Origin of the sequence: Streptomyces sp. NPDC048507 (assembly GCF_043199995.1) — a bacterium.
Classification (GTDB): domain Bacteria; phylum Actinomycetota; class Actinomycetes; order Streptomycetales; family Streptomycetaceae; genus Streptomyces.
On the sequence record NZ_JBICWZ010000002.1, the window covers coordinates 1 to 12,130 of the forward strand.

A 12,130-nucleotide genomic window follows, 5' to 3' on the forward strand; every position below is an offset into this window, starting at 1 on the left:
CGCCGGCAGGCCGTGGACTGGCCGCGCACGGGCGCGGTGCCGTCGTGACGGTGCGGACGAGTGCGGCCGCCGTGCTCGGAGGCGAGCAGTCCCTGCTACAACACGGCGACCGCCCCGACACCAGGCCGGATACCCCACATCAGCCGCCCCGCACACGCACACATGCCGGTGGCCCGCCCCCGTCAGGGGCGGGCCACCGGCATGCAGCGTTCGGGCTACCGGGCTACCGGGCTACCAGCGGTACCAGCGGCCACTGCTGTTCTTGGGACGGGCAACGAAGCCGATGAGCCACAGGACCAGCACCGCGATCGCGACCCACCAGAGGATCTTGACCGCGAAACCGGCACCGAAAAGGATCAGAGCGAGCAGAAGAACGAGAAGCAGGGGAACCATAGTTATCAACCTCCGAAGCACCGCATGCCCGGCCCTCGCCCACCCATGCACACGATCCTTACGTGTTTCTTATTGGCGCAGGCGGGCATACGTGCGCGCCCAGCTCCTCATGCAGTTGCCCTCACCTGGCTGCTCGGCCACCACCAGACCGGGCCCGACCACGCGCTGACCCCTCGTCATCGCAGCGCAGCCGCCTCCCGCCTCAGGAGGCCCGGCCGGAGTGCAACACCCGCTCCCGCCCGCTCGACTCCCGCCCGCTCCGCCCGGGCCGCCAGCTGGACGGAGCGGGGCCCAGCAGGACTGGGATATAGACCCCGTACCGGCAACAGCGGGCAGCGGACCTACCCCGGCCGGAAGGACGCCGAGCAGCTGCGGGCGGGGACGCAGCGGGAGCGGGCTCGGGGGCTTGGGCCCTCACCCCGCTCCCCCGGAGGCCGCCAGCACGGGCGCGGGCGCGGACCCGACCTCGCGCTGCCCCCTCTGTGATGGGGACGCTCTGGCCCGTCGTTTGGATCTCCGGTAGTTGGCCAGGCGGCCTACCGGAGAGTCGATCGCGGTGTCGGTTATCGCGGAGGCGGCGGCGCGGAGGACTTCCGCACGAGTTCACTGGAGCAGTTCGAAGTGGGGGTGGTAAGGGGAAGACGGGCAGACGTGGAGCTGCAGGTTGTTGCCGCCGGTGATGTCGATCAAGGTGAAGTTGCCGTCCCGGGCGCCCAGGGGCGGCGGGCCCGGGGTCGGACGGTCCTCCTCGGCGATCCAGGTCGCGCTGCCGCCGTCCCATTCGGATGAGGCGATGGTGAGGAGCGGGACCGCCTCGGTGCCGCACTCCGGGCAGGCGCGGTCGACGGGATCGGTGGGGCTCCAGCGGGTCCAGCCGCCGGTCTTCCAGCCGGGGGCGGTGCAGAGGTTGTTCAGGTAGAGCTCGCCCGGATCGTAGGCGTACGCGTTGTACTGCTCGGGGTCGATCGTCTCCCATCGGCTCCTGTCGTCCAGCTGGTCCCGAATCTCCTTGTCCAGCTCAAGGGGGTTGGGAAACTCGGTGACCTGCTCGGGTGAGAACAGGCACGGCTCCGGGAGGTACCAGCCGTCCTGGACGATCGGCGGCTCGGGCGGTGCGTCGAGGACGTCGAGGACGGTGGCGGAGGACCGCCAGAAGAGGGCGGTCTTCGGGTGCCCCATCTCGTGATCGAAGGGACACCACAGGACTTGGAGCAGGTCCGCGTCTGGCGGGCAGAAGAAGGGGATGTCGCGGGTGTGCAACTGGGCGACGGGCACGAGAGGGATCGGGCCGTCGAACCATGGGCTGCCCGCCCTGATCAGATCCAAGGTCTCCTGTTCCTCCGGGGTCGACTCGGGTGCCTCGGGGTCGAGGTGAAGGCGCTCGGCCGCTGCGGCAAGGACACGGCGCTGGAGCCGGACGTCGTCCGGGGTGTTGATCCTGAGCGCCGCCCCCCTGTCGTGCGGTTCTTCGCAGTAAGGCCACGGCTCGTCGGCCGGCCACAGGAGCGGCCCGCCGACGGAGCTGTCGTGCACGGTCGGCGACCCGGGACGCGGGTGCAGCCGGGTCGCTGTGCGCGCCAGCGGGGCCAATTGGGGGAAGAGCTCGGTGATGTCGAACGGCCGCGGCGGGGTGGTGAATATGGCGTTCATAGCGATGATGCTGCCAGCAGCCACTGACGGTCGGAGTTGCCGTCCGGGCTCTCCCGTATCCGGACGCGGCGACGGTGTGTCGTTGGTGAAGACGGGCATGCCGAGGTCGACCAGTTGCGGTCGCCCGTCGGTGGGGGGGCTCTTGGGGCTGTTGAGCTTGGCCATTGCGGCGTCAAGCTGACCTGGAGCCCTTCGACCTCGCCGAGCCAGCCGTTGGCGCGGGCCTCGCGGATGCGTTCGCGTAGGTTCTCGTCTGCACGTCCCGCAGTGCCGGGCTCTCGTCGCGTGCCGTGCGCAGGGCGGCCGTGAGCCGCAGGTCGTGCATCGACCAGTTCGCGTCCAGCAGGGCATTGACGCGGCGGAACACGGCCCGGAGCGCCTCGTAGTTCATGGCCTGGTGTGACAAGCCCCTCGCCGTGGTCACGGCGGCGCAGGGTCCACCGCAGCGGGGCCTGCGGGGCCAGCGGCGGCTCTTCAGCCAGGTAGAGGCGAATCCAGATGAACGCCTCCGCGCTGGCCGGCAGCCACTGCTCGGCGGGCTTGTCGTTGCGCACCACCCGCACGTGCTGGTCGCCCCAGCCGAGATCGACCCCACGCACGCCCAGCAGCTCCGAGGCGCGGGTGCGCCATTACTGACGGCCGAGGCCAGGATCGCCCGGTCCCGGTTCGAGCGCAGGGCCGCGAACAGCTCGTTCCACCGCTCGTCGGGCATCTGTCGCGGCCGGCGCTTGCGGACCCTGGGGTTGAGCGCAGCCGCCCCTCGCCCCGGTAGGGCTCCAGCGGATCGTGGTGGGCGTGCGGCCGGCGCCGGTCGGACCGCGCCCGCGGCACCGGGTTGACCAGCGGGCCACCGCCGGTCGCGATCCAGAAGTCGTAGAAGCGGCGCAGCACCGCGTTGCTGTGCCGAATCGTCCGCGGCTTGCAGAGGCAGCCAGCGCCAGCAGCGGAGCAGGTCGTAGGCGTAGCTGCGTACGCTGCCGGTCCGGTTGTCCCGGGCGGGGAAGTCGAGGAGGAACCTTCGTACCGGCAGTACGACCCTCCCTTCCTCAACGAGGACCAGCCAGGGCACCCGACACCCTCGTCCACGGCCACCCGCCCCGATCGGGGCAGCCGAGTAGCGCAAACATCACGGGATTGCCCGTTCAACTCCGTCGCGCTCCTTCGTCGTCGGGATGCGCAACGTTTTCCGACTAGGTCAAGCGAGGGGTATGCGCCCGTCGGGCGTGTCCGTCGGTGGTCCGATCAACGGTTCGGTGTCGGGCCCCGGTGCAGCCCCAGGCGATCGTGACGTCGGCGCCGGTGTCCTCGGCCAGACCTCGGGCGGTGGCAACGGCGTTGAAAGGACGTGCAGCAGCTCTCGGCCCGAGCTGCAGAACGTCGAACGCCACGCCCGCGGCGGTGCGGGTGAAGAGCAGGGCGTGGTGCCGCTGAAATTCTGCTCTTAGGCCACCGCGGGCGGCGAGAACGCGCGCGGGCGGGATGCTCTCGGCGGCCTGCCCGAGCATCGGCTCCACTGGGGGCCCGAGCAGCATCCCGTCCTGCCTCTGCTGCTGGTCTGCCTGTCGGCAGGGCCCGGCCAGGGTGGTGGCTATCCGGGCACCGGCCGGGCCCCGTCCGCGTGGAAGTACCGGCACCTCGCCGTATCGGCACCCCGCACGCACCGTCCCACGCCCCCGGGCATCGGTCCCGCACCGGCACCAGCCGGGTGACACCCTTCACCCCACCAGCCCCGCCGCCTCCCGCCCAGGCCGTCAACCCGCAGCGGGGCCGAGCGTGACCAACCGGGAGCCGCCGCGTTGACCCCCTGCCGCGCCGGGCGTCCATCCGCACCCGCGCGGCACTCCGAGGGTGGAGGCCCCGCCCGGACCGACACCCTCGGTCCCCCCACCCCGCTGGGTGACCGGCACCGCTCGGCCGGTCACCGCGCCGGGGCGTCCCGTACTCGCTACGAGAGTCGGTTCTGCTCGGGTCGGCCATACGCCAGACGCAGAGTTCGGCCGTGACCTCGACATAGAGCTGGGCCAAGGCCCTGTCCCCGTATTCCCCAATTGTGGTCGAAGCGGGAGGTCACCGTGAACGGGCGCGGCCGGAAGGTGCTGCGGCATCCGGTCGCAGGTGCGATCAACGTCGACTTCGAAATCCTGCTGCCGCTCCAGGACCCGGAACTGCGCCAGCTGGTCTACCGAGCCGCGGACGAGGAGAGCCGCGCGTCCCTGGACCTGATTTGTGCGACGGACGCGTCCAGGCTGATGGGCTGAGTCGCCTCGTGCCTCGCAGCTCAGGCGACCGGCGGACCGCCGTATCCCGAGACACCCGCTGTGCTTCGCGCGCTGCTGGTGACGCTTGTCCGTTGACGCCGGTATGGGGAGGGTGGGAGCCCGAGAACATGCGCGAGCCCCGCCCACCGTCAGGTCCACGGGGCCCGGTGATCGTGGGCCTCAACTGGTGGCCAATTGATCAGCCCAGACTTCGAACTCGGTGCGTCCTTCGAGTGATTCGAGTCCCCAGGGAGTGACGGAGATCTTGACCGTGTCCGAAGCGTCGGGGGTGCTGCCGGTGGGCGTGGTGTCGCAGAGGATGCCGACCTCGACCGGGTAGCGCGAGTTGGGGGCCAGGCCGTCACCGGAGAAGACCGACCACTTGTCGATGAAGGTCCACTGCTGTTGGTTGGCATCGGTGAAGCGGACCTCGACGAGGCCGGGCTGGGGTTCGTCGTCAACCCATCTGACCGCTTCGCAACGCAAAAGGACCATGGGCAGACTCTGCCATCAGAATCCTGTGGTCGGCAGCCGGATTTCCAGACTGCCGGCAGGGCATCGGCACCCGCCCGGGTCTCGGGCCGTCGTCGCGGCCGTCGACCGGGCCAGCACCGCGCGCACCTCGGAGGCCACGGGCACAGCCGAGGCAGGCAAACGCCGTTCCGCGCGGCCCGAACGGTTGTTTGAGTCGATGCCCGGCCGCGGCACCGGCCGGCCGAACCCAGCCCGGTGGTCCGAGGGCCGAGGTTTCCGCGTCGGTGAACTCCTCGGGTGTCGGGACGACGGGGCCGAGGGCGCGCTCCCGGTCGGCGCTGAGGGCGCGCCATTGCAGGACGGGGGTCAGGGCGGTGGTGGTGCGGGCGAGGAACCAGGCGAGCTGTCCGTGGGTGCGGGCGGTGCCGATGGCCCGAACGGCGAGGGCTTCGCGCAGCCGCTCCAGGCGTTCGATGCCCGGCAGTCCCTGCTGCACGATGGCGGGGCCGACCGCCTTCCCCAGCAGGGTGGCGGTGGCGCGGGCCAGGGCCGTATCGGAGGAGGGTGGTTCCCACCGGCCGGTGCGGGTCTGCCGCCCGGCCTGCGCCGCCATCGATCCGCCCGGTGCGGCGCCGCCGGGTGCGCAGGCGGCTCCCCCAACGCGCTGCGCGAGCAGAGCTGGGTCAGCCGTACGCAACCGCGGCGGCGTGATGGCGTGATGGCGTGATGGCGTGATGGCGTGATGGGTCAGGGTGTCAGAGGATCTCGATGGAGTCGACCTTGGGCGGGCGGTTGGGGAACGAGATCTCGGTCCAGCGGTTGATCCGCACGGAGTCGCCGTTGGCGTCGTAGTAGATCAGGTCGTTGTTGCCGGTGGAGATCTTGTCGACCCACCATCCGCCGAAGCCTGTGCGCCCCCTGTTCGCGTAGCAGTCCACGCTCTCCCGACCGCCGCTGTGGGACCAGATCTTCAGGTAGTTCTCCCCTCCACGGCACTCGACGTGGTCGATGGCATAGGCGTTGCCGGGGATGGTCATCGTCAGCGAAGCCGCCGCCGCGAACACAACGGCGGCCGAGCGAAGGAACTTCTTCGGATTCATCAGCGCAATCTCTCCGTCACGGATTTCCAGCCCCAGGGTCCTCCCTCGCGCACCAGGCACGCGGAACCCCGCACCGCGCCGGGCCGTCCAGTAGTTCGCGGTTGCACACCGAGGCTCCCGTTTCATAGGTGGGCTACGCAATCAGCTCGGCCACGTACGGCCGAAACCAGCGGCACAATGTCCCGTTTAGCCCGCTTGGGGTCATTGGGAGTATTAGCGGATATATGTAATGGTCATGCCTCCAGGCCAAGCGAATCCCGGGCCCCCGGGCATAGGACCTGGCCCGGAGGTCCTGGGCTTCCAGCGTGGTGAGGAGCACACACTCGGCCAGATTCACCGCTGCCGCCTCACCTGCGAGCAGGCCCAAGCCCGCCAGAGCAGGCCGGCAGCCCGGTGAACGGCCGGGAACGCACCCTTCACGCCGCAGGCGACGTCGTCCCCGTGGCGGACGGTGTGGCCGAACGGGCAAGCGGAAGAAACCGTTCATCGGGCGGCGACGTGACAGCGGCAGGACTCAGTTGCACCCCATGGGCCGCCGGACCGGCCTGGCAACGCTCACCCGGTCCCTGCCGGCCTGCGAAGGTGGAGCAGGAAAGCCATCCGCCGGAATGCCTCTCCATCACCGGTCCGACGCTCCGGCCGTGCTCCCCGGACACCAGCTCACCGGGGCCAGCCCACCGCAGGCCTGCCGCTCGCACCCGAGCCCCGCGCGGCGTACGAACGCCGTGGCACATCGCCCCACCCTCCGGCCTGGCCGGTGAGGCGTTGCCCCGCAGGCCGCTGGGTCGGGCCAGGGTCAATCGCCAACGGGCCCGCGGCCGGCGCGACCAGCGGGAGCACCGACTCCGCGGGGCCGCGTTGGTGGGCCAGCCCGACAACTCGTACTCCCCGGACCAGCCACGGGGGCATCGAGTCGGAGCCGTTGCACGGTCCCCCTGCGTCGGTGACCGTCGGGTCCTTGGGAATCCCGATGCTGCCGTGGGCCAGCAGCCGCGTGGCAATCCGGCCGCGGGCGAACAGCGGACGCGTGTCCGTACCGGCTACCGGGCCGGGGAAGTCCGGATGGCGGCGGCGCCAGTTCACCGCCGCGGTCATGCGTCCCGCCCGCCAGCGGGATCGTGGTCACTCCGCCCTGGTGCGTGTAATCGACGTCGACCGAGCCGACCGGGGAGTCCGGGTACCGAATCGAGAGCCAGCCCACGCGTTTTGGGTCCGGTGCGGTTGAGGGTGGGCCGCCCCGGCGGGGGTCCGTCAGCCGCTGAGCCGGGCCAGGAGGACGAGGAGGAGCACCACGCACGCCACGGCGATCACTATGCCTCCGCTACCCGTCTTCATCCCGGTGGAGGGATGCTTGACGTCCTGTATGCAGATGAGTCCGTGCTTGCCGCTTCCGGTGACTCCTGTCAGGTCGATGCCCTGCTGGGCGGCGAACTCCCGGGCAGCTGGGGTCGCGAAGGCGCCGTGTCTCGCCTTGACGGCGGCGATGACGTCGTGCACCCTGACGCGACCGTCCGCGCCCGTGCCCCTGACGGAGTTCACCTCCACATCGTGCTCGGCCGCGAGCCGGAGGACAGAAGCGTCGTGGGCTCCCTGTCGCCGCTCGCCGGTTGCCCGCGGGGTGGTCGGTGTCCCCGACCGCCTGACCTCCGTGGGGCGCGCGCCGGTCCTTCTGGCTCGGTCGAGCATGGCCAGCGCCTGGGGGACGGTGGGGCGATCGGCCGGGTCCCTCGCCAGCAGACCGATCAGCAGGGGCGTGAGCAGACCGGCCCGTTGCGGGGCGCGGGGCGTCTCCGTCAGGGCGGCGGCGAGGTTGTCCGGGGGGAACGGGGGCACGCCCTCCACTGCCTCGTACAGCGTCACGCCCAGAGAGAAGAGGTCGGACCTGCCGTCGTTCGGCGCGCCCTGCCAGCGCTCGGGTGCCATGTAGGCGGGCGATCCGATGACCATCGTGGTGCGGGTGAGCCGGGGATCGGAGTGGGCCACGGCGATACCGAAGTCCGTGAGGAGGACGTCACCGTTCTCGCCGAGCATCACGTTGGCCGGCTTGACGTCCCGGTGCATGATCCCCGCGTCGTGGGCCGCACCCAGCGCACTCAGAAGCGCCTCGGCGACGTCGACCGTGCGCCGCAGGGTCAGCGGGCCGTTCACCCTCAGCTCGTCCGCGAGCGACCCGCCGTCCACCAGCTGCATGACGATCCACGGAGCGTCGTCGACCTCGACCACGTCGTGGACGGTGATGATGTGCGGGTGGTCCCGTAAGCGCGCCGCATTGCGGGACTCCCTGGCCGCCCGGGCCAACAGCTCCGCGCGTGCCTCGTCGGGGACCGAGCTGAGGCGCACCATCTTCATCGCCACGTCCACAGCCAGCACCGGGTCGTGGGCCTCCCAGACCTCACCGAAACCACCGGCTCCCAGCGGGCGGGTCAGCCGGTATCGCCCCCCGATCACGGTCCCCGGATGCGCCCCCCATGCCATCGTTCCCCCGTTCGGACACGTGCCGCATGCCCCTTGGCCTTCCTGCCCGGAGTTCGGGCAGGAACAGGATAGGAATGCGGACGTCGTTGCGGTAGGTGCACGCCCGGGGCCGGCGGGTCTCGGACGCGGTGCGGGCCAGTGCGGTGCGGTGCAGGGCAGGGCGGGGCAGGGCACATCCGTCGCCCTGCGGCCCTCCCTCACCTCGTCGCAACCTACCCCCGGGCCAGTAGGGCAGCAGCCCCGGCCGCTGGCTGGCACGGGCCCTGCCGGTCCACCTGCATGCGGGCCCGAGCGGACCTCGGCAGAGTTCAGGACTGCCAGCCCGGCCGGGTCCGGGCCCCCTGAGCGACAGCTTTACGGCGAACGGCCATCGCCACGCGGGACCACCTCACCGGCACCAGCACCGTGGACGTGCCGAACCAGCAGCGGCGGTCTGTCCACAGACCTCAGCGAGAGGCTTCGCCACACAGTCGGTGATCAACGGGCTGTGCTTCACGGACCATGCGCAGACAGGTCTCCGCACATCGGTGTTCCCGCCCGAAAGTGGACCAGCAGGGAAACGGAGGGTTCAATTCCACGGGGGGACGGAACACCGACTGGCCGGGGAGGCCGTACGGGCCGCACCGCCCGGTGCGGGGTGCGCGGCGAGCTGGGGTGCCGCGGGCTTCCGGGCGTGTGGGACCCGTGGCGCCGACGCGCCGACAGTCGGTCTGCTTGAGATTCATCGCGCAGGAGCCTTCGGATTGGGCTCGCATACTGGTCTGATGCGTTCGATCCCCACACACCATCGGTTCCGGGACCCGCGCAGCACGAAGTACGACTTCCTCGCGTCGGTCCTCGTATGCTGTCCCGGCTGCGGGAAGATCGCTCATGTCGTGTCAGGACCGGAGCCGGCCGGGGCGAGTGATCGGGGCCTCTTTGCGCCAAGGCGTCTTGTCTGCCGGAACTGCGGGGCGGCGAAGGAATGGAGCCGTGGAGGTGTGGCCCTGCACCGGGACCGGGACGAGCCGGCCACGGACCCGTACTTCGGCGTCCGTCTGTGGCTACAGACCGAGACACGGCACGGGTGGATATGGGCCTACAACCTGGAGCACCTCGCCCTGATCAGGCGGTTCGTGCAGGCGCCACTGCGTGAAGGGATTCCCTGGCACGACCGCGGCCGGAAGATGACCGTGGTGGCCCGCCTGCCCGCATGGATGCAGCAGGCCAAGAACCGCGACGAGGTGCTGCGGGCCATTGCCCGAATCCACTCCTCACTGCTCCGCGCCTGACCCGGGAACACCGTCGCCGGCTCCCGATCACCCTCACGCACCCCGCGCGCGCCCGTTCCCACCCCGGGCACCGCAACCGGGTGGCGCCCGGCAGCTCTGGCGGTGAGGGCCAGGGCGGATGCAGGCGGCCTGCCATCAGCACGAGGGTGTGTTCAACCGCGCGGCTCCGTTCGCGTGGTCGAAGTTCGCCCACGCGAAGATGCCGACCAGCGCCACGAAACCCATGACCGGGTACTGCACCACCGGGTGGGTGTTCCGGGTGAGGAATCCGGCCAGGCCCGGCGCCAGGGCCCCGACCAGCATCACCATGCGGCTGGCAAATCGCTGGCCCGGATCTATGCCCTCCCGCTCGGAGAACAGCCCGTCCACCGCCGCCTTCGCTGTACGCGCGGCGCCCCTGCGCTTCTTCGAGCGGTATTCCAGCCCGTAACCGATCAGCAGGTAGAGCGCGAAAGCCACTGCGATCAAGGCCCAGTCAGACGGATCATCCGGGCCGCGTGCCAGTGACACCTTCAGCCCCGAGTTCATCCACAACTCCGCTCGTCACAAACGCGGATGCCCTGACCGTGCGTTCGCATGAGTGATCGTTCCGGCCACTGCTCGTGCGCGCGCTACGCCGGTCCGGCCTCCGCCGATGCCGCCCGGGCGCGCTGGTCGCCCCTCCCTGCCGGGCGCGAGCGGGCCGGGGGGAGGCGCGCATGACCGCGGCGGAATGTGACGACGGCCGGTGACGACGGGCGGTTCGTCGTCAACCACGCTTTACTGACGCCCGGATGGGCCGACCGGCTGCGCCAGGACCTGCCGCAGCTGGCGCACCTGTGACCCTGTACGAGAGGAACGAGGAGGCGGGCCGGGGGCACGAGGGAGCCCCGGCCGGCACACCCCTCGTGGGTGTCGGCACACCGGTGCCGCTGAGGCTGGGGCGGGCCCGCATGGGGGACGTGCTGCGGCGCAGGGCCGCGGAGCAGAAGGCGGCCGACGCCGCCGGGTGACCGGCTCTCGACGGGGAAACCGGAGCCGGGCCGGGAGCGTGCCGTTGCTCGCCGGCGCCGGTCTGCTGGTCAGCGTCCAGCAGGGCCGGGTCCACGCCCCCCCGGCCCGACGCCCACCTCGTGTTCACGGTCCTCGCGACTGTGCTCGTCGCCTGCGGTGCGGGGCTGGAGGAGCGGCACGAGAGCTCCCCTCCCCCGCAATGGATTCCCCGACGCAACAGAGCGATCCGCTTCCTGGGGGTGTAGTTCCCTGACCCTCGTCTTGTTTGGGCTGATGATCAGCGAAGGCTCGGACGCCGCGCCGTCCAAGGCCCTCCCCTCGCTGCCGCCGAGCCTCGGCCTGGTCGACGAAGGCACCGGCTGCGGTTCCGGCGGCTACTGGCGCATCGCGACGGTCACCAGCGGGGACGGCTTGTCCCGCCGGAGATCATCCGCACGCTGGGCATCCAGCAGGAGAGCTGCGGCACCTGCGGCTGGCTGCTCGACTGGCCTGACGTGTGCGTCGGAGCCGGGGACAACGGCAAGAACGTCGCTGTCATCGTTGGCTGGGGATACTGACAGGGCGATGCGGCGGTGCCGCCGCGGACGCAGCCAGCCGCTGGCATCCGGGGTGCTTCTGGACCCCGGCGGCGGAGACGTGGCAGCTACTTGGGCGGGCAGCGGTCGGGATCCTTCTCCAGGCAGTCGGATTTGTCCACGATCCTGCTACCCCCGTCCCGCAGCGCCATTACCTGCCCGGGTTTCAAAGAGGTGACTTGCTCGAAGGTGAAGGAGAGTTGTCCGTCCAGCCCGCGACCGTGTACGGATCCCATTTCCCGCACCGCGTACTCGCCCCCTTCCCTGGACGCACGCAAGGTCTCCGCGAAGACGCTCCATCCCGGCGGCGCCGAGAATATCTCTACGTCCGCCAAGGGGCCGCCCCACGGGTCGCTGATGAGAGACCAGCGCTGATCGCCGGCCCCTGTCACGAAAGCCGAAAACTGCATCGCGTCATAGCCGGGGCATGGGGCGATCAGCGCGTGGACCTCACCTGTATCGGTTTCTCCACGGCCAGCAGTGACTGAGGGGCGGGCGTGCACCCGGCCACTGCCGCAGCGCAGGACGGTGCTCCCGTCGGCAAGCCCTCCCCTGCCTCACTGGAACGCGTGGACCACCTGGATCTCGCCGACGATGTGGGCATTGAAGTCGTCCAGCTCCCCGGCCGGAACCCAGAGCTCGAGGATCGTCCGGCCACCCGCCTGCTGGACGGGATACCGGCTCAAGAACTCCGACTCGACCTCGAAGCGTGTGACGAAGCCGGCGCCGTCGTGCTTCACGTTCCAGTCCCGCGCGATCCTGACCGCGTAATCCTCGTTGAGGACCGGGTAGAAGATCGGCTGCTCGGGCAGCCGGGGCGGCCACGCGCGCCAGTTCAGCTCCCGCACCAGATCCAGCTCCTTGGGGCCGGTGGGGCGCCACAGGGTCGTCGTTGCTTGCCGGCGGGTCATGTTCATCGCTCTCTGCATGTGGGCCGCTGG

11 protein-coding genes are annotated in these 12,130 nt (G+C 70.6%); 3 read left to right on the forward strand and 8 right to left on the reverse strand.

Going from position 1 to position 12,130, the window contains the following annotated elements; genetic code table 11:
• Window positions 1–231 precede the first annotated feature (231 nt).
• Window positions 232–393: a hydrophobic protein gene (locus ACGFXC_RS05105; RefSeq protein ID WP_393709629.1), complete on the reverse strand. Its 162-nt coding sequence runs from the start codon at window positions 391–393 to the stop codon at window positions 232–234.
• A 603-nt stretch (window positions 394–996) separates the two neighbouring features.
• Window positions 997–2,043 (reverse strand): hypothetical protein, encoded by a 1,047-nt coding sequence (locus ACGFXC_RS05110; protein WP_393709631.1) that lies wholly within the window; start codon window positions 2,041–2,043, stop codon window positions 997–999.
• A gap of 2,039 nt (window positions 2,044–4,082) precedes the next feature.
• Here ACGFXC_RS05110 and ACGFXC_RS05115 point away from each other — a divergent pair.
• Window positions 4,083–4,301, forward strand: a complete 219-nt coding sequence (locus ACGFXC_RS05115; protein ID WP_393710885.1) for a hypothetical protein — start codon at window positions 4,083–4,085, stop codon at window positions 4,299–4,301.
• Between the two features lie 180 nt (window positions 4,302–4,481).
• On the opposite strand, the gene ACGFXC_RS05120 is transcribed toward ACGFXC_RS05115, so the two are convergent.
• From ACGFXC_RS05120 to ACGFXC_RS05135, 4 genes are all read right to left on the reverse strand, one after another.
• Window positions 4,482–4,796: a hypothetical protein gene (locus tag ACGFXC_RS05120; RefSeq protein ID WP_393709633.1), complete on the reverse strand. Its 315-nt coding sequence runs from the start codon at window positions 4,794–4,796 to the stop codon at window positions 4,482–4,484.
• On the reverse strand, window positions 4,759–5,388 hold the full coding sequence (locus tag ACGFXC_RS05125; protein ID WP_393709635.1) for a hypothetical protein: 630 nt from the start codon (window positions 5,386–5,388) through the stop codon (window positions 4,759–4,761). Before ACGFXC_RS05125 ends, ACGFXC_RS05120 begins: the two co-directional genes overlap by 38 nt.
• A gap of 142 nt (window positions 5,389–5,530) precedes the next feature.
• The gene (locus ACGFXC_RS05130; RefSeq protein ID WP_393709637.1) at window positions 5,531–5,875 is read right to left on the reverse strand and encodes a beta/gamma crystallin domain-containing protein; all 345 of its coding nucleotides are present in this window, start codon (window positions 5,873–5,875) and stop codon (window positions 5,531–5,533) included.
• Window positions 5,876–7,126: 1,251 nt separating this feature from the next.
• On the reverse strand, window positions 7,127–8,323 hold the full coding sequence (locus ACGFXC_RS05135) for a protein kinase (protein ID WP_393709639.1): 1,197 nt from the start codon (window positions 8,321–8,323) through the stop codon (window positions 7,127–7,129).
• Between the two features lie 791 nt (window positions 8,324–9,114).
• Between ACGFXC_RS05135 and ACGFXC_RS05140 the strand changes: the two genes are divergently transcribed.
• Window positions 9,115–9,621, forward strand: coding sequence for a hypothetical protein (locus ACGFXC_RS05140; RefSeq protein WP_393709641.1), 507 nt, complete (start codon window positions 9,115–9,117; stop codon window positions 9,619–9,621).
• Window positions 9,622–9,756: 135 nt separating this feature from the next.
• Here the strand turns inward: ACGFXC_RS05140 and ACGFXC_RS05145 are convergent, their stop codons facing one another.
• Window positions 9,757–10,149, reverse strand: a complete 393-nt coding sequence (locus ACGFXC_RS05145; protein ID WP_393709643.1) for a hypothetical protein — start codon at window positions 10,147–10,149, stop codon at window positions 9,757–9,759.
• Window positions 10,150–10,439: 290 nt separating this feature from the next.
• Between ACGFXC_RS05145 and ACGFXC_RS05150 the strand changes: the two genes are divergently transcribed.
• Window positions 10,440–10,613 carry a hypothetical protein gene (locus tag ACGFXC_RS05150; RefSeq protein ID WP_393709645.1) on the forward strand — a complete coding sequence of 58 codons (174 nt, stop codon included), beginning with the start codon at window positions 10,440–10,442 and terminating at the stop codon, window positions 10,611–10,613.
• A gap of 1,133 nt (window positions 10,614–11,746) precedes the next feature.
• Here the strand turns inward: ACGFXC_RS05150 and ACGFXC_RS05155 are convergent.
• Window positions 11,747–12,106, reverse strand: coding sequence for a hypothetical protein (locus ACGFXC_RS05155; protein WP_393710887.1), 360 nt, complete (start codon window positions 12,104–12,106; stop codon window positions 11,747–11,749).
• Between the last annotated feature and the right edge of the window lie 24 nt (window positions 12,107–12,130).

Bases quoted from the DNA above. Each gene is read 5' to 3' on its own strand.
- ACGFXC_RS05105 (WP_393709629.1), bottom strand. From the start codon at position 393: ATGGTTCCCCTGCTTCTCGTTCTTCTGCTCGCTCTGATCCTTTTCGGT.
- ACGFXC_RS05110 (WP_393709631.1), bottom strand. From the start codon at position 2,043: ATGAACGCCATATTCACCACCCCGCCGCGGCCGTTCGACATCACCGAG.
- ACGFXC_RS05120 (WP_393709633.1), bottom strand. From the start codon at position 4,796: ATGGTCCTTTTGCGTTGCGAAGCGGTCAGATGGGTTGACGACGAACCC.
- ACGFXC_RS05125 (WP_393709635.1), bottom strand. From the start codon at position 5,388: ATGGCGGCGCAGGCCGGGCGGCAGACCCGCACCGGCCGGTGGGAACCA.
- ACGFXC_RS05130 (WP_393709637.1), bottom strand. From the start codon at position 5,875: ATGAATCCGAAGAAGTTCCTTCGCTCGGCCGCCGTTGTGTTCGCGGCG.
- ACGFXC_RS05140 (WP_393709641.1), top strand. From the start codon at position 9,115: ATGCGTTCGATCCCCACACACCATCGGTTCCGGGACCCGCGCAGCACG.
- ACGFXC_RS05145 (WP_393709643.1), bottom strand. From the start codon at position 10,149: ATGAACTCGGGGCTGAAGGTGTCACTGGCACGCGGCCCGGATGATCCG.
- ACGFXC_RS05155 (WP_393710887.1), bottom strand. From the start codon at position 12,106: ATGAACATGACCCGCCGGCAAGCAACGACGACCCTGTGGCGCCCCACC.